Origin of the sequence: Pseudomonas sp. P7779 (assembly GCF_013386315.1) — a bacterium.
Lineage (GTDB): Bacteria > Pseudomonadota > Gammaproteobacteria > Pseudomonadales > Pseudomonadaceae > Aquipseudomonas.
This window is the reverse complement of sequence record NZ_JACARZ010000002.1, coordinates 16235-36276: the sequence shown is the minus strand read 5'-3', so window position 1 is coordinate 36276 and position 20042 is coordinate 16235. Positions and strand designations below refer to the sequence as shown.

Below are 20042 nucleotides of genomic sequence, written 5' to 3'. Positions count from 1 at the left end.
AGCTCCCACATTTGATCTTCTACAGATTCGAATTTTCTCAGGATAAAAATAATTAAGGACGAGAAATGCACCAGCAAGAAAAGACGTTAAAACGCGGGCTCTCCGCCCGACATATTCGCTTCATGGCCCTCGGTTCCGCGATCGGTACCGGGCTGTTCTACGGCTCTGCCTCCGCCATCCAGATGGCCGGCCCCGCCGTGCTCCTGGCCTACCTGATCGGCGGCGCCGCGGTGTTCATGGTCATGCGCGCCCTCGGCGAAATGGCCGTGCATAACCCGGTGTCCGGCTCCTTCGGCCAGTACGCCAGTACCTACCTGGGCCCGATGGCCGGCTTTATCCTCGGCTGGACCTACGCCTTTGAAATGATCATCGTCTGCCTCGCCGACGTCACCGCCTTCGGCATCTACATGGGCTTCTGGTTTCCCGAAGTCGCGCGCTGGGTCTGGGTGCTGGGCATCGTGTTGCTGATCGGCGGCCTGAACCTGTGCAACGTCAAAGTCTTTGGCGAAATGGAGTTCTGGCTGTCGCTGCTCAAGGTCGGTGCCATTGTCGCAATGATCCTCGGCGGCTTCGGCATCATGCTGTTCGGCATTCACTCGGCGGGCGAAGCACCCGCTACCGGCCTCAGCAACCTGTGGGCTCACGGTGGCTTCATGCCGAACGGCGTGGGTGGCTTGATCGCGTCCTTCGCGGTGGTGATGTTTGCGTTTGGCGGCATCGAAATCATCGGCATCACCGCCGGCGAAGCCAAGGACCCGCAGCGGGTGATCCCCAAGGCAATCAACGCCGTGCCGTTGCGTATCCTGCTGTTCTACGTGCTGACGTTGTTTGTGCTGATGGCGATCTACCCGTGGCCGCAGATCGGCAGCCAGGGCAGCCCGTTCGTGCAGATCTTCAGCAACCTGGGGATAGGCTCGGCGGCGACCATTCTTAACATTGTGGTGATCTCGGCCGCCGTCTCGGCCATCAACAGCGACATCTTCGGCGCCGGTCGCATGATGTATGGCCTGGCCCAGCAAGGGCAGGCGCCCAAGGGTTTTGCCCAACTGTCGAGCCAGGGCGTGCCGTGGATGACCGTAGTGGTGATGGGCGCCGCGTTGCTCGGCGGTGTGGTGCTCAATTACCTGATCCCGGAAAACGTGTTCCTGGTCATCGCCTCGATTGCGACCTTCGCCACGGTGTGGGTATGGCTGATGATCCTGGTCACCCAGGTGGCCATGCGTCGCTCGATGACCAGGGAACAGATTGCCGAGCTGAAATTCCCGGTGCCGTTCTGGCCCTACGCGCCAGCGGCCGCCATCGTGTTCATGCTGTTCATCTTCGGCGTGCTGGGTTACTTCCCGGACACCCAGGCCGCTCTTATGGTCGGTGCCGTGTGGATCGTCTTGCTGATCGTCGCCTATCTGCTGTGGGTCAAGCCCGCCGCCGGGCAAACGGCCAAGGTCCACTACGACCCGGCTTTGTCTCATCGATAACCTAATGGAGGCGTTGATGAAAACGCTTTGGCAACACTGCCACGTTGCAACCATGGCCCAGGGCAACTACTCGATCATCGAGGACGCCGCCATTGTTACCTCGGGCACGCTCATCGAGTGGATCGGCCCGCGCGCCGATCTGCCGGATGCGAACTACGCAACCACCCATGACCTGCAAGGGGCATGGGTCACGCCCGGGCTGATCGACTGCCACACCCACACGGTGTTCGGCGGCAATCGCAGCGGCGAGTTCGAGCAGCGGCTGCAAGGCGTGAGCTACGCCGAGATCGCAGCGGCCGGTGGCGGTATTGCCAGCACCGTGCGCGCCACGCGTGCGGCGAGCGAAGATGAACTGTTTGCCAGCGGCCACAAGCGCCTGCGCAGTTTGCTGCGCGACGGTGTAACCACCGTCGAGATCAAGTCCGGCTACGGCCTGGACCTGGCCAGCGAGCGCAAGATCCTGCGGGTGATCCGTCGCCTCGGCGCCGAGTTGCCGGTCAGTGTGCGCAGCACCTGCCTGGCGGCGCATGCGTTGCCGCCGGAGTACGTGGACCGGGCCGATGCCTACATCGATCACATCTGCACCGAAATGCTCCCGGCGCTGGCAGCGGAAGGCCTGGTGGACGCGGTCGACGCCTTCTGTGAGTACCTGGCGTTCTCACCGGAGCAGGTGGAGCGCGTGTTCATCGCCGCCCGGAAACTTGGCTTGCCGGTAAAACTGCACGCCGAACAGTTGTCGTCCCTGCATGGCTCCAGCCTGGCGGCGCGTTACCAGGCGCTGTCGGCGGACCACCTGGAATTCATGACCGAGGAAGACGCCATCGCCATGGCCGCTTCCGGCACCGTCGCGGTGCTGCTGCCGGGCGCGTTCTACTTCCTGCGGGAAACCCAGTTGCCGCCGATGGATGCCCTGCGCAAGCACGGCGTGAAGATCGCGATCGCCAGCGACCTCAACCCGGGCACCTCGCCGGCGTTGTCGGTGCGCTTGATGCTGAACATGGCCTGCACCCTGTTCCGCATGACCCCGGAAGAAGCCCTGGCCGGCGCCACGCAACACGCGGCCACCGCCCTGGGCCTGGGCAACAGCCATGGCTCGCTGGAAGTGGGCAAGGTCGCGGATTTTGTCGCCTGGCAGATTGATCGTCCCGCCGACCTGGCCTACTGGCTGGGTGGCGAGCTGGATAAACGCGTCGTGCGCCACGGCGTCGAAGTCACCGTCTAAGGAGTACCGCTGTGGATAAGGTTCTGAACTTCAAACAAGGCCGTGTGCCGCTGCTGATCAGCATGCCCCACGCGGGCCTGCGCCTGACGCCGGCGGTGCAAGCCGGGCTGATCCCCGAGGCGCAAAGCCTGCCGGACACCGACTGGCACATTCCCACGCTGTATGACTTCGCCGAAGCGCTGGGCGCCAGCACCCTGGCGGCGGAGTATTCGCGCTTTGTCATCGACCTGAACCGGCCTTCAGACGACAAGCCGCTGTACGTTGGCGCAACCACCGGCCTGTACCCGGCGACACTGTTTGACGGTGTGCCGCTGTTCCGCGAAGGCCTGGAACCGTCCAAGGCCGAGCGCGCCACGTACCTGGAGCAGGTGTGGACGCCGTATCACCGCACCCTGCAAAACGAACTGGCCCGGCTCAAGGCCGAGTTCGGTTATGCGCTGCTGTTTGATGCGCACTCGATCCGCTCGGTGATCCCGCACCTGTTCGAAGGCAAGCTGCCGGACTTCAATCTCGGCACCTTCAACGGCGCGGCCTGCGATCCGCAGCTGGCCAGCGAACTGGAAGCCATCTGTGCCGGCCACCCGCAGTACAGCCATGTGCTCAACGGGCGCTTCAAGGGCGGGCACATCACCCGTCACTACGGCAACCCGGCCGAGAACATCCACGCCGTGCAGCTGGAGTTGGGGCAGTGCACCTACATGGAAGAGTTTGAGCCCTTCCGTTATCGCGCCGACCTGGCCGAGCCGACGCGGGTGGTGTTGAAGGAACTGCTGGAAGGGTTCCTGGCGTGGGGCAAGCGGCATTACTCCTGAGTGGCGTCGCTGCTGAGATAGCCTTCGCGAGCAAGCCCGCTCCCACATTCGACCGTGTTTCTTCAGGAGGAACACGGTCGAATGTGGGAGCGGGCTTGCTCGCGAAGAGGCCCTCAACAGCAACACACCTCCCAAGTCGTCTGTGTGCAAATCCCTGTCGCCACAGTTCGCTTTGATCGAGGTCTCGCTGGGTAAGGTGTTGGGCACGGCGCGTCAGACGCCACTCCCACAATAAAAACTGCCGAGTGAGACCGCATCGATGAAAAGACTGTTCAACCGTTGTCTGTTGATTCTCACCGGCGCCGCACTCTTGAGCGCCAACGCGATGGCTGCCGACCCGGCCTCGTGCAAGGTCGTGCGCATGGGCGTGGTCAGCTGGACCGACGTGATCGCCACCAGCGGCATGGCCGACGTGCTGCTCAATGGCCTGGGCTATGACAGCAAGCAAACCAGCGCCGTGCAGCAGATCATCTTTGCCGGCATCCGCGACAAGCGCCTGGATATATTCCTCGGCTACTGGAAACCGGCGATGGACAACAACATCGCGCCATTCCTCGCGGCCAAGCAGGTCAAGGTGTTCGACAGGCCGAGCCTGTCCGACGCCCAAGCGACGCTGGCGGTGCCGCAGTACGTTGCCGACGCCGGCTTGAAAACCTTTGCCGACATTGCCCGCTTCAAGGACAAACTGGGCGGCAAGATCTATGGCATCGAGCCGGGCAGCGGTGCCAATACCGATATCCAGAAAATGATCGACAGCAACCGCTTTGGCCTCGGCGGCTTCAAGCTGGTGGCGTCCGGCGAGGCAGGCATGCTGGCGGCGGTGCAGCGGGCAGTGAATCGCAAGGAGTTCGTGGTGTTTGTCGGCTGGACCCCACACCCGATGAACATCAACATGAAAATGGCGTACCTGACCGGCAGTGAAGATGTGTTCGGTGCCAACGAAGGCATGGCCACGGTCTCCACGGTGACGGCGCCGGATTACGCCGAACGTTGCCCCAACGTGACACGCCTGCTGGAAAACCTGACCTACACCGCGGCCCAGGAAAGCCAGTTGATGGTGCCGATCATGGACCGCAAGACGCCGCAGGAGGTGGCCAAACAATGGTTGCGCGACAACCCCGAGGATTTGCAGAGCTGGCTGGCGGGTGTAACGACCCTGGATGGCAAGGACGGCGTGGCGGCGGTGCAGGCCAGCCTCAAGCCCTGATGCGAACACGATAGATCGAACAATAGAGCACCCCTGTGGGAGCCGGGCTTGCCCGCGATAGCGGTGTATCAGTCGCCGATGGCGTTGGTTGATACACCGCTATCGCAGGCAAGCCAGCTCCCACATTTGTCTTGTGGTGTGCTTCAAGTTTTCAGCAGCAGGGCAATTTCTGATGTCCCATTACCCGATTTCCGCGCAGATGTGCGCCTTCGTCGAAAAAACCGAATCCTTCACCAGCGACGACACATCGCTGGCCGGATTGCGCCGAGGCTATGACCGCATGTGCCAGGCGTTCACCCCGGCGCGGCCCGAAGGGTTACAGGTGTCAGACGTTTCCCTGGGTGGCGTGGGCGTACGCATTTATCAACCGGCGACGCAAACCCCTGATAGCGGCTGGCCATGCATCCTTTATATGCACGGTGGCGGCTGGGTGGTCGGCGGCCTGGATTCCCATGACTTCATGTGTGCTGAGCTGGCCGACTCACTGCAAGTGCTGGTCATCGCCATCGATTACCGCCTGGCACCCGAACACCCGTTTCCGGCCGCCTTTGAGGATTGCCGTGCGGTCTGGCAGGCGATCCAGGTGGGCGAAGCGCCCCAGCCGATCAACCTTCAGCGTCTGGTGGTGGCCGGTGACAGCGCCGGCGGTAACCTGGCGGCGGCCCTGTGCCTGGGCCTGCGGGATGACCATCAGCCGCAGCCCCTGGCGCAAGTCCTGATCTACCCCGGCCTGGGCGGCCCCGCCGACCTGCCGTCCCGCCGCGATTGCGTCGACGCGCCGTTGCTCAGTACCGCCGACACCGAGTGCTATCTCGCCCTTTACCTGCGTGGGCCGGGCAAGCCGTCGCCCTACGCCATGCCATTGCTGGCTGTGGATTTCAGCGGGTTGCCGCAGGCTTTGATCGCTGTCGCCCAGTTCGACCCGTTGCGGGACGACGGCATGCTCTACGCCGAACGCCTGCAAGGCGCCGGGGTGGCGGCCACGCTGTATCCCGGCAAAGGCCTGGTTCACGGCTGCCTGCGGGCCCGGGGCCAGGTGTTGGAGGTCGACCGGCTGTACGTTTATTTGCTGGACTACCTGCGTGGTGTTCTGCTGACACAGGTCTAGGTCCACGAGGACATGCTCATTGCACAATTCGGGTTTATGATGCCAGACGGCAAAATAATAGACGTCCCCCCAGGGATGAACTCGACCCCTTACGGAGCGCGCAATGCAGACTTTGTACCCGCAGATCAAACCCTACGCCCGGCACGATCTGGCCGTCGATGAAACCCACGTCCTGTACGTCGACGAAAGCGGTTCCCCGGAAGGCTTGCCCGTTGTGTTCATCCATGGCGGCCCCGGCGCCGGGTGTGATGCCAATAGCCGCTGCTATTTCGATCCTAATCTGTACCGAATTGTTACTTTTGATCAGCGTGGCTGCGGGCGCTCCACCCCACGGGCCAGCCTGGAAAACAACACCACCTGGGACCTGGTGGCCGACCTTGAGCGGATTCGCGAACATCTGGGCATCGAAAAATGGGTGCTGTTCGGCGGTTCCTGGGGCTCGACCCTGGCCCTGGCCTACGCGCAAACCCACCCGGAGCGTGTGCACGGCCTGATCGTGCGGGGCATTTTCCTGGCCCGCCCCCAGGACATTCAGTGGTTCTACCAGGCTGGCGCCAGCCGGCTGTTCCCCGATTACTGGCAGGACTACCTGGCGCCTATCCCGGCGGAGGAGCGGCACGACCTGCTCAGCGCCTACCACAAGCGCCTGACCGGCAACGACCAGATCGCCCAGATGCACGCCGCCAAGGCCTGGTCCACGTGGGAAGGGCGCATGTTGGGCCTGTGCCCGAACCCGCAATTGATCGAGCGTTTCTCCGAACCCCAGCGCGCCCTGTCGATTGCCCGTATCGAATGCCATTACTTCACCAATAACTCGTTCCTTGAACCTGACCAGTTGATCCGCGACATGCACAAGATCGCCCACCTGCCTGGCGTAATCGTGCATGGCCGCTACGATATGATCTGCCCGCTGGACAATGCCTGGGAGCTGCATCAGGCCTGGCCCAACAGTGAGCTGCAGATCATCCGCGAGGCCGGCCATGCGGCTTCCGAACCCGGAATTACCGATGCGCTGGTGCGTGCGGCGAGTGAAATGGCACGGCGCCTGCTTGATTTGCCGCCTGAAGAAGCATGAAGGGGCTTTTGCAACGGGTGCGCGGCGCCCGGGTCGAGGTAGAGGGGCAGGTGGTCGGGGCGATAGACCAGGGTTTGCTGGTGCTGGTGGCTGTCGAGCCTTCGGATACGCAAGCCAGCGCCGACAAGCTGCTGCATAAGCTGCTTAACTATCGGGTGTTCAGCGACGACGAGGGCAAGATGAACCTGTCCTTGAAAGACATTGGCGGCGGTTTGCTGCTGGTGTCGCAGTTCACCCTGGCGGCAGACACCAAGAGTGGGCTGAGGCCGAGCTTCTCCACGGCGGCACCGCCGGCGTTGGGCGAGGCGCTTTTCGACTATCTGCTGTTACAAGCGCAACAATTGCATGGCACGGTAGCGGCAGGGCGTTTTGGCGCTGATATGCAGGTGCATTTGGTCAATGATGGGCCGGTCACCTTCCTGTTACAGACGTGAATGTACTGAAAACGACTTGTGATGCCCAAAAAACCGGGTTTTCGCTACAAATACTTCGCTGACCCTGATGCGTTGTCACGCGGGCTACTAGATAATCGCGCGCTACGGGGATCAGCGTTAATTGGTCCATTTTTGACTTAGGTAGAGACTTGTCCGATAGCCATTGGGGAATCATTTAGCCCCATGGGAGTCGGAACAATGCTCGCCAACCTGGCATATAGATAGCTGGCCGTTGGTTTTTTGATCTGTTTTCGGCGAGGGTTGCTCGTGATTGTTAGTCCCTGTAATGCACCAAAATTGTCTGCCAAACGGTTACGAAACGTACTGGTGACGGGCTCTGCCCTGTTTTGCCTGTTCGGCGCGGGTCAACTGTGGGCATTCAGTCTGGATGATGTGTCGGCCAAGGCAAAAGAGCTGGCCGGGCAGAAATACGAAGCTCCGCGCAGCAATTTGCCGAACGAATTCCGCGAAATGAAATTCGCTGATTACCAGAAAATTCGTTTCCGCAACGAAAAAGCCGAGTGGGCCGATCAGAACACCCCGTTCAAGCTGTCCTTCTACCACCAGGGTATGCATTTCGATACACCGGTGAAAATCAACGAAGTCACCGCCGACAGCGTTCAGGAAATCAAGTACGACCCGTCCCGCTTCGATTTCGGCGACGTCAAGTTTGATCCCAAATCCACCGAACAGCTGGGTTATGCCGGTTTCCGTGTGCTGTACCCGATCAACAAGGGTGACAAGCAAGACGAAATCATGACCATGCTCGGCGCCAGCTATTTCCGCGTCGTGGGCAAGGACCAGGTCTACGGCCTGTCTGCCCGCGGCATGGCGATCGACACTGCGTTGCCGTCCGGCGAAGAATTCCCGCGTTTCACCGAGTTCTGGATCGAGCGTCCAAAACCGGGTGAGAAACAACTGGTGATCTACGCCCTGCTGGATTCGCCGCGGGCAACCGGCGCTTATCGCCTGATCCTGCGCCCGGGTACCGACACCATCGTCGACGTCAAATCCCAGATGTACCTGCGTGACAAGGTCACCAAGCTGGGCATCGCCCCGCTGACCAGCATGTTCCTGTTCGGCGCCAACCAGCCGTCCAAGGTCCTCAACTACCGTCGCGAGCTGCACGATTCCAGCGGCCTGTCGATCCATGCCGGCAACGGCGAGTGGATCTGGCGCCCACTGAACAACCCCAAACACCTGTCGGTCAGCAACTTCACCGTGGAAAACCCGCGTGGTTTCGGCCTGCTGCAACGCGGCCGCAACTTCAGCCACTACGAAGACCTCGACGACAACTACGACAAGCGCCCAAGCGCCTGGATCGAGCCTGAAGGCGATTGGGGCAAGGGCTCCGTCGACCTGGTAGAGATTCCGACCGCCGATGAAACCAACGACAACATCGTTGCGTTCTGGAGCCCGGAAACACTGCCGGAGCCAGGCAAGCCGCTGGACGTTGCCTATCGCCTGCACTGGACATTGCAAGACGCCGAGTTCCATTCGCCGGAAAGCGCCTGGGTCAAGCAGACCCTGCGTTCCACCGGCGACGTCAAGCAATCCAACCTGATCCGTCAGCCAGACGGCAGCGTGGCTTACCTGGTGGACTTCGAGGGCCCGTCCCTGAAGAAACTGCCAGCTGACGCACCGGTTCGCAGTCAGGTCAGCGTGGGCGACAACGCCGAAATCGTTGAAAACAGCGTGCGCTACAACCCGCACACCCAAGGCTGGCGCCTGACCCTGCGCATGAAGATCAAGGACGCAGGCAAGCCGACTGAAATGCGCGCTGCTCTGGTTCAGGACATCGTGCAGCCGGAACCGGAGAAGGTTTCGACCCAAGTGTTGAAAGCCGACAAGGTCCTGGCCAAGCAGCACGAGAAAGCGGCCAAGAAAGACGCCAAGGACAAGGACGCCAAGCAGCCGGAAGCGACTGCCCCAGCCACACCACTCCCTACCCAGGATCAGGCCAAGACAGAGCAAGTCCTGACCGAAACCTGGAGCTATCAGTTGCCTGCCGATGAGTAATTCTCAAGTCCAGCCAGAGACTCTTGCCGAGTACCTGGCGCATCTACCGATGACCGATGAGCAGCGCGCCGAACTGGCGGGCTGCGAGTCCTTCAGTGAATTGCACAAGCGCCTGTCATCGTCCACGTTCGACGCACCTGCCGACGCTGCCCAGGCATCGGTAGGCGCCCGGCTGACCCTCAACACTGCCGAAGAGCTGCAAGACGCCGAAATGCTGGTGCTCGACGCCAGCGGCCGGGTTTGCCTCAAGGCCACGCCGCCGATCCGTCGGACCAAGGTCGTGCCTGAGCCGTGGCGCACCAATATCCTGGTGCGTGGCTGGCGCCGCCTGACCGGCCGCACCAATCCACCGGCCCCGCCGAAGGATGAGCGCGTACTGCCGGCCGCCCGCTGGCGCACCGTCGGTTCGATCCGTCGCTATATCCTGCTGGTGCTGATGCTCGGCCAGACGATCGTTGCCGGCTGGTACATGAAAGGCATCATGCCGTACCAGGGCTGGTCCTTCGTCGACTTTGACGAGATCCGCAACCAGACCCTGCTGCAAACCGCGACCCAGGTACTGCCTTACGCCCTGCAAACCAGCATCCTCGTGCTGTTCGGGATTCTGTTCTGCTGGGTCTCGGCCGGTTTCTGGACCGCGCTGATGGGCTTCCTGGAACTGCTGACCGGTCACGATAAATACCGTATCTCCGGTAAAAGTGCCGGTGACGAGCCGATTCCGAAAGACGCCCGCACCGCCCTGGTCATGCCGATCTGCAACGAAGACGTGCCCCGGGTATTTGCCGGCCTGCGCGCGACGTTCGAATCGGTGGCTGCCACCGGTGACCTGGACCGTTTCGACTTCTTCGTCCTCAGCGACAGCAACGAGGCCGACATCTGCATCGCCGAGCAGCAAGCCTGGCTCGACGTGTGCCGCGAAGCCGGTGGCTTCGGCAAGATCTTCTATCGCCGCCGTCGCCGTCGCGTCAAACGCAAGAGCGGCAACCTCGACGACTTCTGCCGTCGCTGGGGCGGTGACTACAAGTACATGGTGGTGCTCGACGCCGACAGCGTGATGAGCGGCGAATGCCTGACCAGCCTGGTGCGCCTGATGGAAGCCACGCCGGATGCCGGGATTATCCAGACCGCGCCACGTGCGTCGGGCATGGATACCCTGTATGCGCGCATGCAGCAGTTCGCCACCCGGGTGTACGGCCCGCTGTTCACCGCCGGCCTGCACTTCTGGCAGCTGGGTGAATCCCACTACTGGGGTCACAACGCGATCATCCGCATGAAGCCGTTTATCGAGCACTGCGCCCTGGCGCCGTTGCCGGGTAAAGGTGCGTTTGCCGGTGCGATTCTTTCTCACGACTTCGTTGAAGCGGCGCTGATGCGCCGTGCCGGCTGGGGCGTGTGGATTGCCTACGACTTGCCGGGCAGCTACGAAGAGCTGCCGCCGAACCTGCTGGACGAACTCAAGCGTGACCGTCGCTGGTGCCACGGCAACCTGATGAACTTCCGCCTGTTTTTGGTAAAAGGCATGCACCCGGTGCACCGTGCGGTGTTCCTCACCGGCGTGATGTCGTACCTGTCGGCGCCGTTGTGGTTCTTCTTCCTGGTGCTGTCCACGGCCTTGCTGGCGGTCAACACACTGATGGAGCCGCAGTACTTCATGGCGCCGCGCCAGTTGTATCCGTTGTGGCCACAATGGCATCCGGACAAGGCGGTGGCGCTGTTCTCCACCACCATCGTGCTGCTGTTCCTGCCTAAATTGCTGAGCATCATCCTGATCTGGGCCAAGGGCGCGAAAGAGTTCGGCGGCAAGTTCAAGGTGACCCTGTCGATGCTGCTGGAGATGCTGTTCTCCATGTTGCTGGCGCCGGTGCGGATGATTTTCCACACCCGTTTCGTACTGGCCGCGTTCCTCGGCTGGGCGGCGACCTGGAACTCGCCACAGCGTGACGACGACTCCACGCCATGGAGCGAGGCAGTCAAGCGCCACGGTCCACAGACCCTGCTCGGCTTCTTCTGGGCGCTGCTGGTGGTGTGGTTGAACCCAAGCTTCCTGTGGTGGCTGGTGCCGATCGTCGGTTCGCTGATGCTGTCGATTCCGGTGTCGGTGATTTCCAGCCGGGTCAAACTGGGCCTCAAGTCTCGCGACGAGAGCCTGTTCCTGATCCCCGAGGAATACAATCCGCCCCAGGCGCTGTTGTCGACCGACAAGTACACCCACGAAAACCGTTGGCATGCGCTCAATGACGGTTTTGTGCGGGCGGTGGTCGATCCGCAGCAGAACGCCCTGGCGTGCGCCTTGGCAACTTCCCGTCACGGGCAGGCGGAGCCGATTGAGTGGCTGCGTGTTGACCGGGTTCGCCACGCGTTGAAAGTCGGCCCGGCCGGCCTCAACAACGGTGAACGCCTGGCCTTGCTCAGCGACCCGGTCGCCCTGGCACGCTTGCACGAGCAGGTCTGGAGCGAAGGCCACGCCGAGTGGCTGAGCGCCTGGCGCGAATCGGTCAAGGCCGATCCGCATGCGCCATTGCTGCCATTGAAGCCGCTGTCGTCCCAGGCTCAACCGGCCTGATTCCGACGCCCCCGAGGTGCCACCTCGGGGGCGTTTGCGATAACCGTCCTACGTTGTTTTTCCCTTCTGCTGCATCGCGCTAACTCCTTGTTATTTCGAAACAAAAGACCCTTCTCCGAGGCATATTGCCGTGCCTGCGAGTGGGTTAGCATCGCCCCCCAAATCTGACTCGAAGCCTGCGGCTTACGCGAACTTGCGCGTGGCCGGGTGTGGGAGTGTTTAATGGAACAGGGGCTTTTTTCATGATCAAAAGGTATTTGTCGATGCTGCTGCTCGGCATCGTCACATTTTCCCACGGTTACCTGGCGCATGCCGGGGCCATAGATGAGGCCGTTCGGCGAGGTGTGTTGAAAGTCGGCACCAATCCAGCCTACGTGCCCTTTGAGATGACCGACAAGAAAGGCCGGATCGTCGGGTTTGAAATTGACCTGCTTCGGGAGATGAGCAAGGCGCTGGGGGTCAAGCTGGAGCTGGTTTCGGTACCGTATATCGACCTGATTCCCGGCCTGCTGGCCAGCCGGTTCGACCTGATCGGCAGCGGCATGACTGTCACGCAGGAGCGCAACCTGACCCTCAATTTCAGCGACTCGTTCATCATCGTCGGCCAGACTGTGCTGCTGAACCCTCGGTTGGCCGACAAGGTCCAGAGCATCGAGGACTTGAACGAGGCCGGTTACCGGATCGTGGCCGCCGAAGGCACCACAGGCGAGGCGGCGGCGAAAAGGTTTCTCGGCACTGCACGGCTGCGCAGTTTTCCAACACCTGAAGAAGGCGTGCGCCAGGTGGTGGAGGGCAAGGCCGATGCGTTTATCCATGATGCGCCGTATAACCTGATCGCCATTACCAAGCCCCAGAACAGTGCGCTGTTGGCGCTGGAGCAACCCTTCACCTACGAGCCCCTGGCGTTCGGCTTGAAAAAGGGCGATTACGACAGCCTCAACTGGATCAATCATTTCCTCAACCAGGTGGCCCAGGACGGCACCTACGATCGGCTGCATGACAAGTGGTTCAAGGACTCGGGTTGGATGGCGGAAGTGGGCTGGTAGTCATAACTGCTTACACATCAAGCAATTGGCTGGGCCGTGGGTCGAGGTGTCTAGCCATGCCTTTCTCTGCACGGTTGTGGGGCTTTTCTGTCATACCTTGGCAACAAATCCCGGCGAAACCTTTGTACCCGGCGGTGAGTGAGTTAGGATCGCACCCCGAAATGGTGCAGCCCTTTTGCGCGCCGACCTCACAAGAAAATGAGTTCAGGGGACTTGATGATGAAAAAGTATCTTTCGATGCTGCTGCTGGGTGTCACCGCACTGGTGGCGGTCAACGCGGCACATGCCGGCGCCATCGATGATGCGGTCAAGCGCGGTACGCTGAAAGTCGGCATGGACCCGACCTACATGCCGTTCCAGATGACCAACAAACGCGGTGAAATCATCGGCTTTGAAGTCGACATCCTCAAGGCCATGGCCAAGTCGATGGGCGTGAAGTTCGAGCCGATTTCCACCGGTTACGACGGCATCATCCCGGCCCTGTTGACCGACAAGTTCGACATGATCGGCAGCGGCATGACCCTGACCCAGGAACGCAACCTGCGCCTGAACTTCAGCGAACCGTTCATCGTGGTCGGCCAGACCCTGCTGATCCGCAAGGAGCTGGAGGGCACCATCAAGTCCTACAAAGACCTGAATGACGAGAAATACCGCCTGACCTCCAAGCTCGGCACCACCGGCGAGATGGTGGCCAAGAAGCTGATCTCCAAAGCCAAGTACCACGGCTATGACAACGAGCAGGAAGCTGTTCTGGACGTGGTCAACGGCAAGGCTGACGCCTTCGTCTATGACGCCCCGTACAACGTGGTGGCCGTGAACAAGGTCGGCGCCGGCAAACTGGTGTTCCTTGATCAGCCGTTCACCTTTGAACCCCTGGCGTTCGGCCTGAAGAAGGGCGACTACGACAGCATCAACTTCATCAATAACTTCCTGCACCAGATCCGCAACGACGGCACCTACGATCGCATCCATGACAAGTGGTTCAAGAGCTCTGAGTGGCTCAAGGACATGGAATAAGGTTGGCTTAATACCGAGTCGAGCCCTTCGCGAGCAAGCCCGCTCCCACATTAGATCGCGGTCGAAATGTGGGAGCGGGCTTGCTCGCGAATAGGGCCTGCCAGGCGATACACATCCCGGAACCTGAAATGAAACAGAAAAAAGCCCAATGGCCCTGGCACCTGCTGACGGTGCTGGTGCTGGTCGGCCTGGCCGGCGCGTTGTATTACGCCACCTCGCTGATGTCCTACGAATGGCGCTGGAACCGCGTGCCGCAGTACTTCGTCTACCAGGCCGAAGAATCCCAGCGGGCGTCGGACATTTCCACCGTCAGCGAGCTGGTGCGCAAGGGCGATGTGGCTGAAGTCACCCTGCGTAATGACGAGGGCAACGAGCAGCACCTGACCGTGGCCGAGAACAGCCTGCAAGTGGCCAAGGGCGATGACGTGGCCGAGGGCGATGTGATCGGCGTCACCCGGCATTGGGCTGCGGGCCCTCTGCTGTGGGGCTTGTGGACTACGTTGTGGCTATCGGTGGTGTCCGGGGTGCTGGGACTGTTGATCGGCCTGGCGACCGGATTGTGTCGCCTGTCGAACAACCCGACTTTACGCGATCTGTCGACGATCTACGTCGAACTGGTACGCGGTACGCCGTTGTTGGTGCAGATCTTCATTTTCTATTTCTTTATCGGCACGGTGCTCAACCTGTCCCGGGAATTCGCCGGGATCGCCGCGCTGTCACTGTTTACCGGCGCGTATGTGGCGGAAATCATCCGTGCCGGCGTGCAGTCGATTGCCCGTGGGCAGAATGAGGCAGCCCGCTCCCTGGGGCTCAGTGCTGGCCAGTCGATGCGCCACGTGGTGTTGCCGCAAGCCTTCAAGCGCGTGCTGCCGCCCCTGGCCGGGCAATTTATCAGCCTGGTCAAGGACACATCCCTGGTGTCGGTGATCGCGATTACCGAGCTGCTCAAAAGCGGCCGCGAGGTCATCACCACCTCGTTCTCGCCGTTCGAAATCCTGTTCTGCGTCGCAGGCCTGTACCTGCTGATCAACCTGCCGCTGTCGAAAATCGCCAGCCGGCTTGAGCGGAGGCTCGCGCAAAGTGATTGAAGTCCGCGATCTGGTAAAAGTCTTCGACACCCGTGGCCACGTCGTGCGCGCGGTGGATAACGTGACCACGCAGGTGGCCAGGGGTGAAGTGCTGGTGGTGATCGGCCCGTCCGGTTCCGGCAAGTCGACGTTCCTGCGCTGCCTTAACGGCCTGGAGGAATTCGATTCCGGCTCGGTAAGCATCGACGGCCTGCAACTGGCAGACCCGAAGACCGACGTGAACGCCTATCGCCGTGAAGTCGGCATGGTGTTCCAGCACTTCAACCTGTTCCCCCACATGACCGTGCTGGAAAACCTCTGCCTGGCGCAAAAAGTCGTGCGCAAGCGCGGCAAGAAAGAGCGCGAGGCCAAGGCCCTGGCGCTCCTGGAGAAAGTCGGCATTGCCCAGAAAGCCCACGAGTTCCCGTCGCGGCTTTCCGGTGGCCAGCAGCAACGCGTCGCGATTGCCCGCGCGCTGGCGATGGAGCCCAAGGTGATGCTGTTTGACGAGCCCACCTCGGCCCTGGACCCGGAAATGGTCGGTGAAGTGCTGGACGTGATGAAGACCCTGGCCCTGGAAGGCATGACCATGGTCTGCGTCACCCATGAAATGGGCTTTGCCCGGGAAGTGGCTGATCGGGTGCTGTTCTTCGATCACGGCAAACTGTTGGAGGACGCCGCCCCGGCGCAATTCTTCGATGCGCCGAAGGACCCTCGCGCCCAAGCCTTCCTGCGCCAGGTTCTATAAATGCGTGGGAATGCTTCTTGTGGCGAGGGAGCNNGAGCGCTGCGCACTCCAGCGGGAGCAAGCTCCCTCGCCACAGGTTGGGTTTTTTCAGACCTTGAACTTGCCCACCCACACCTGCAAATCCGCCCCCAGGCGCGCCAGTTCGACACTGGCCGCCGCAGTGTCCTGACTCGCGGCCCAGGTCTGTTCCGATACATCCTTGACCTTCAACACGCTGCGGTTGATCTCCTCGGCGACCGCGGTTTGTTCCTCGGCGGCAGCGGCAATCTGCGGGTTCATCTCCTGAATCACTGACACGGTACGGGTGATGCCAGCCAGAGCCTCTCCTGCGCGGCGGGTCAGTTGCACGCTGTTGTCGGTGAGGCTGCGACTGTTGTCCATAATGTCCGCGACCTGCTGCGTGCCCCGGTGCAGGCCGCTGATCAACTCCTCGATTTCCTCGGCCGACTGCTGGGTGCGTTGTGCCAGGCTGCGCACTTCATCGGCGACCACGGCAAACCCCCTGCCGGCTTCGCCTGCGCGAGCCGCCTCAATCGCGGCGTTGAGGGCCAGCAAGTTGGTCTGTTCCGATACCGACTTGATCACTTCCAGCACGCTGCCGATCTTCCGGCTTTCCTGTTGCAGGCCTTGCATGGCCTGGCTTGAACGAGCCATCTCCTGAGCCAGGTGCTCGATGTGGGTAATGGCCTCAGCCACCACCTGATCGCCCTGGCCCGCCTGCCGGTCGGCCTCGGCAGCAGCCAGCGACGCTTGCTCGGCATGGCGCGCAACTTCCTGGGAGGTGGCGAGCATCTCGTTCATGGCGGTGGCCACCTGTTCGGTTTCCTGCTTCTGGCCGTCGACCCCGTCGCGAGTTTGCTCGGTGACCGCCGAGAGTTGCTCGGCGGCGCTGGCGATCTGCTGGGCGCTGTCGCCGATGCCGCTGATCAAGCCCCGCAGGTTGAGGGTCATTTGCCCGATGCTGCGCTGCAACTGCCCCAGTTCATCCTGGCGCGAGGCCTGGATGTCGTGGCTCAGGTCACCTTCGGCGATCCGGTTGGCCACGGACAGGGCCTGGCGCAGCGGCGCGACGATCTGGCCGGCGATCAACCAGGCGGCCACGACGCCGAGCAACAGCGCCGCTGCAGTAACGTTGAGCAGCAGGGTGCGGGCGAGGCTGGCTTCGTTGTCACGCTTGGCGGTCTGGTCCTGGCTCAGCAGGTCGCTTTCCGTGAGCAATTGATCCAGCCACTGTTCAAGCTGGTTCTGGGTGGTTTCGGCGCTGAGTTGGGCGTCCTTGAGGCGTGTCAGGTGAGTCCGAAAGTCGAGCAGGACTTTTTTCAGGGCGCTGGCGTCAACCGGCAGCGCGCCTACCGCTGCCTGGGCGCCATCCAGGGCCAGTAGCGCATCACTCACGTCCTTGGCATAGGCGTCCAATGACGCAGCGGCCCAGGCGGGGCTCTGGGCGCGGTCTTCGGCTTGTTCCAGGGCCTGGCGCAATTGTTCCACGGCATCGAGAGCCTTTTCATCGTCTTGATTGGGCAGGTTGCTCGACAGTTCAGAGAGGCTGTCACTGCTCTGGACTGAGCTGCGCTTGAGCTGTTCACGGGCGTTTTCACGTTGCTTGATCAGCCCCTCCAGGCCGCTTAAGGCGGTCTTGAAACTGGTGACGAAGCGTCGGCTTTCCTGCAGCTGTTGTTGGTTGACCGGGTCGGTAAATCGCGGGGAAAGATCCACCAGGAACTGGTCGATCTTGTCCATGTGCAGCTCTATTTTGGACAGGCTGGCCGGGTCGTTAAGGGTGCGATAGACGATGCGATCAGCGCGCAACTCTTCGCCGACGACTGCCAATTGCGAGAGCAGCGTGAGTTTTTGGGAGCGCTCGAGGGATGCGCTCAAGGCTTGCCAGCCGGTAGAGGCGATGATCAGGCTGAGGCTGAGCACCAGGCCAAAGCCCAGGGCAAGTTTGAGGCTGATGCTGATGTTTCCGAGCAGGCGGGTCAGTGGACGAAACATGGTGAACCTCCAACGAATCAAAAGGAGCGTCTCAAGCGTCCGGCCAACAATGGTCAGGGGAGTTGAAACGCTACTTTTATTCGGCGCCAGGTGTGTGATCCACGACCTGAAAAACGCGTAGGAAATTTCACATATTGTCGGAGCGGCGGCCCTGATGGCCGCCGCAAGCGGGTCAGACCTTGAAGCGACCTACCAGGCTTTGCAGGTAAACCCCCAGGCGCGCCAGCTCGGCACTGGAAGCCGCAGTTTCTTCGCTGGCCGCCGAGGTTTGTTCGGAAACGTCCCGCACGTTGAGCACGCTGCGGTTGATCTCTTCGGCCACGGCGCTTTGCTGCTCGGCGGCGGTGGCGATCTGCTGGTTCATCGCCTGGATCGCCGAGACGGTACGGGTGATGTTCTCCAGGGCGTTGCCGGCCCGACGGGTCAGCTCGACGCTGCTGTCGGTCAGGCCGCGACTGTTGTCCATGATGGTCGCCACCTGCTGGGTGCCGCTTTGCAGGCCGACGATCAACTCTTCGATTTCCTCGGTGGACTTCTGCGTCCGCTGGGCCAGGCTGCGCACTTCATCGGCAACCACCGCAAAACCGCGTCCGGCCTCACCGGCGCGCGCCGCTTCAATCGCTGCGTTAAGGGCCAGCAGGTTGGTTTGCTGGGCCACCGACTTGATGACGTCCAGCACACTGCCGATCTTGTCGCTCTCACGCTTGAGATGGCCCATGGCTTCGGTGGAGTTGCCCACCTCGCTGGCCAGGCGCTCGATCTGGGCGATGGCCTCGCCGACCACCTTGTCGCCTTCACGGGCCTGTTGGTCGGCGGCTACGGCGGCTTCCGAGGCTTCTTCAGCGTTACGGGCGACTTCCTGCACGGTAGCGGCCATTTCGTTCATGGCGGTGGCCACCTGGTCGGTCTCGACCTTCTGGCTGTTGACCCCGGCGCTGGTCTGCTCGGTAACGGCCGATAGCTGCTCGGCGGCACTGGCGATCTGGGTGACGCCGTCGCTGATACCGCCAATCAGCTCCCGCAGGCCCACGGTCATGCTTTGCATCGACCGTTGCAGCTGCCCCAGTTCATCCTGGCGCAGGGAGATCAGGTTGTGGCTCAGGTCGCCGGACGCCACGCGCTCGGCGACTTTGAGGGTCTGGTTCAGTGGAATCACGATCTGCCGGGTAATGGCCCAGGCGGCGAGTACACCAAACGCCAGCGCGAGGGCGGTGGCCAGTAACAGCAGGTTCTTGGCGTGGGCGGCATCGGTATCACGCACCACGGTTTGCGAAGTGGTGAGTTTGTTACTGCGGTCGAGCAGGATATCGCCCTGCTCGCCCATGATTTTCATCGCGGCGGCACTGGCCACCTGAGAGTCGCGGTACTGGCTCACGGCGGCGCGGTAGGCCTGCAGCGAGACGCTCGCCTCTTGCAGGTTGGCCCGGTATTGCTCGGGCAACTGGTCGTTGAGGTCGGTGATTTTCTTCAGGGCGTTGTCGATGGCATCCAGCGCCGGTTGTTCGGCCTCGACCTTGCCACTGTAGGTGTAGCCGCGCACCTGGAAGCGCGCTTGCTGGATCAGTTTGCTCAGGTCGACCACGCTGTTGAACAGGGTGACGCTGTCGCCTTGCAGCAGGGATTTTTCCACTTCGTTGATTTTTGCGACGGCGTTGTCGGCGGTATCGCCCAGTTTGCTGCGGGCGCCTTCACGCTTGAGGCCGGCCTGCACCATGGCGCCGAAGGCTTTTTTGTATTGGCCCAAGGCATCCTGTTGCTGCTCTACCACGAGCTTGTCGTCGGGTTGCTCGATCAGGTCTGCGGCGGTTTTCAGGCCACTGTCCAGCTGGGTGATCAGGTCGTTGACCGCGCTGGTGCCTTGTTCGCCACGGCGCATTTCGAAGTCCAGTCGCGCCAGGCGCAGGTCCTTGGTCAGCCCGTTGAGGCTGGAGATGTAGCCCAGCTTGTCGCCACGGCTGATCACGCCGCTGAGGCCGGTCCAGCCGGTGAAGGTGATCAATAGGGTCAGGACCAATACCAGGCCGAAGCCTATGCTCAGCTTGCGGTTGACGCTGACATTCCCCAGTTTCTCGGCTAACCAACGATACATGCTGCGAACTCCCCTGGAACAAGGCTTGGACTTATTCAGAGCGTATCGGCAGATTCGGATGTTTCTGTAGGAGCGAGCTTGCTCGCGAAGGTCGTCAACGATAACGCGGGCATTCTGAGTGAGCGCGGTGTCCTTGAGTTTTTCGCGAGCAAGCTCGCTCCTACA

The 20042-nt window shown here is 61.6% G+C and carries 14 protein-coding genes and 2 pseudogenes; 13 read left to right on the top strand and 3 right to left on the bottom strand.

The features are described from left to right. The first annotated feature begins 65 nt into the window (after positions 1-65). From HX869_RS00280 to HX869_RS00220, 13 genes and pseudogenes are all read left to right on the top strand, one after another. Positions 66-1475 carry an amino acid permease gene (locus HX869_RS00280; protein ID WP_003209267.1) on the top strand — a complete coding sequence of 470 codons (1410 nt, stop codon included), beginning with the start codon at positions 66-68 and terminating at the stop codon, positions 1473-1475. Positions 1476-1491: 16 nt separating this feature from the next. Next, complete coding sequence (gene hutI / locus HX869_RS00275; RefSeq protein WP_003209269.1) at positions 1492-2697, top strand: imidazolonepropionase; 1206 nt, start codon at positions 1492-1494, stop codon at positions 2695-2697. A gap of 11 nt (positions 2698-2708) precedes the next feature. After that, positions 2709-3509: an N-formylglutamate deformylase gene (gene hutG, locus HX869_RS00270; protein ID WP_087692905.1), complete on the top strand. Its 801-nt coding sequence runs from the start codon at positions 2709-2711 to the stop codon at positions 3507-3509. Between the two features lie 259 nt (positions 3510-3768). Next, a complete protein-coding gene (locus tag HX869_RS00265) occupies positions 3769-4716 on the top strand; it encodes a choline ABC transporter substrate-binding protein (protein ID WP_178902580.1) in 948 nt (315 codons plus the stop codon). Positions 4717-4888: 172 nt separating this feature from the next. Further along, positions 4889-5824 carry an alpha/beta hydrolase gene (locus HX869_RS00260; protein WP_102367934.1) on the top strand — a complete coding sequence of 312 codons (936 nt, stop codon included), beginning with the start codon at positions 4889-4891 and terminating at the stop codon, positions 5822-5824. Positions 5825-5927: 103 nt separating this feature from the next. Next, positions 5928-6899: a prolyl aminopeptidase gene (gene pip, locus HX869_RS00255; RefSeq protein ID WP_008439282.1), complete on the top strand. Its 972-nt coding sequence runs from the start codon at positions 5928-5930 to the stop codon at positions 6897-6899. Next, on the top strand, positions 6896-7333 hold the full coding sequence (gene dtd, locus HX869_RS00250) for a D-aminoacyl-tRNA deacylase (RefSeq protein WP_087692908.1): 438 nt from the start codon (positions 6896-6898) through the stop codon (positions 7331-7333). Before pip ends, dtd begins: the two co-directional genes overlap by 4 nt. Before the next feature lie 267 nt (positions 7334-7600). Beyond that, positions 7601-9352, top strand: a complete 1752-nt coding sequence (locus tag HX869_RS00245; protein ID WP_372864982.1) for a glucan biosynthesis protein G — start codon at positions 7601-7603, stop codon at positions 9350-9352. Further along, positions 9345-11920 (top strand): annotated as a pseudogene (mdoH, locus tag HX869_RS00240) (glucans biosynthesis glucosyltransferase MdoH); the annotation flags it as partial. The gene HX869_RS00245 and the pseudogene mdoH, both read left to right, overlap by 8 nt. Before the next feature lie 237 nt (positions 11921-12157). Beyond that, positions 12158-12961 carry a transporter substrate-binding domain-containing protein gene (locus HX869_RS00235; RefSeq protein WP_102605846.1) on the top strand — a complete coding sequence of 268 codons (804 nt, stop codon included), beginning with the start codon at positions 12158-12160 and terminating at the stop codon, positions 12959-12961. 219 nt (positions 12962-13180) lie between these two features. Continuing rightward, complete coding sequence (locus HX869_RS00230) at positions 13181-13978, top strand: transporter substrate-binding domain-containing protein (protein WP_003209284.1); 798 nt, start codon at positions 13181-13183, stop codon at positions 13976-13978. 128 nt (positions 13979-14106) lie between these two features. After that, on the top strand, positions 14107-15066 hold the full coding sequence (locus HX869_RS00225; protein ID WP_178902578.1) for an amino acid ABC transporter permease: 960 nt from the start codon (positions 14107-14109) through the stop codon (positions 15064-15066). Then, on the top strand, positions 15059-15793 hold the full coding sequence (locus tag HX869_RS00220; RefSeq protein ID WP_087692909.1) for an amino acid ABC transporter ATP-binding protein: 735 nt from the start codon (positions 15059-15061) through the stop codon (positions 15791-15793). The genes HX869_RS00225 and HX869_RS00220 overlap by 8 nt, the downstream gene beginning before the upstream one ends. An 87-nt stretch (positions 15794-15880) precedes the next feature. On the opposite strand, the gene HX869_RS00215 is transcribed toward HX869_RS00220, so the two are convergent. From HX869_RS00215 to HX869_RS31755, 3 genes and pseudogenes are all read right to left on the bottom strand, one after another. Then, entirely contained in the window at positions 15881-17788 is a 1908-nt protein-coding gene (locus tag HX869_RS00215) for a methyl-accepting chemotaxis protein (protein WP_008439276.1), read from the bottom strand. Between the two features lie 172 nt (positions 17789-17960). Beyond that, on the bottom strand, positions 17961-18674 hold the full coding sequence (locus HX869_RS31760; protein WP_371132926.1) for a methyl-accepting chemotaxis protein: 714 nt from the start codon (positions 18672-18674) through the stop codon (positions 17961-17963). Positions 18675-18818: 144 nt separating this feature from the next. Continuing rightward, positions 18819-19877 (bottom strand): annotated as a pseudogene (locus tag HX869_RS31755) (methyl-accepting chemotaxis protein); the annotation flags it as partial. Between the last annotated feature and the right edge of the window lie 165 nt (positions 19878-20042).

Coding starts and splice junctions, on each gene's coding strand:
- HX869_RS00215 (WP_008439276.1), bottom strand. CDS start 17,788: ATGTTTCGTCCACTGACCCGCCTGCTCGGAAACATCAGCATCAGCCTC.
- HX869_RS00235 (WP_102605846.1), top strand. CDS start 12,158: ATGATCAAAAGGTATTTGTCGATGCTGCTGCTCGGCATCGTCACATTT.
- HX869_RS00260 (WP_102367934.1), top strand. CDS start 4,889: ATGTCCCATTACCCGATTTCCGCGCAGATGTGCGCCTTCGTCGAAAAA.
- HX869_RS31760 (WP_371132926.1), bottom strand. CDS start 18,674: ATGAACGAAATGGCCGCTACCGTGCAGGAAGTCGCCCGTAACGCTGAA.
- HX869_RS00230 (WP_003209284.1), top strand. CDS start 13,181: ATGAAAAAGTATCTTTCGATGCTGCTGCTGGGTGTCACCGCACTGGTG.
- pip (WP_008439282.1), top strand. CDS start 5,928: ATGCAGACTTTGTACCCGCAGATCAAACCCTACGCCCGGCACGATCTG.
- HX869_RS00265 (WP_178902580.1), top strand. CDS start 3,769: ATGAAAAGACTGTTCAACCGTTGTCTGTTGATTCTCACCGGCGCCGCA.
- HX869_RS00280 (WP_003209267.1), top strand. CDS start 66: ATGCACCAGCAAGAAAAGACGTTAAAACGCGGGCTCTCCGCCCGACAT.
- hutI (WP_003209269.1), top strand. CDS start 1,492: ATGAAAACGCTTTGGCAACACTGCCACGTTGCAACCATGGCCCAGGGC.
- dtd (WP_087692908.1), top strand. CDS start 6,896: ATGAAGGGGCTTTTGCAACGGGTGCGCGGCGCCCGGGTCGAGGTAGAG.
- HX869_RS00225 (WP_178902578.1), top strand. CDS start 14,107: ATGAAACAGAAAAAAGCCCAATGGCCCTGGCACCTGCTGACGGTGCTG.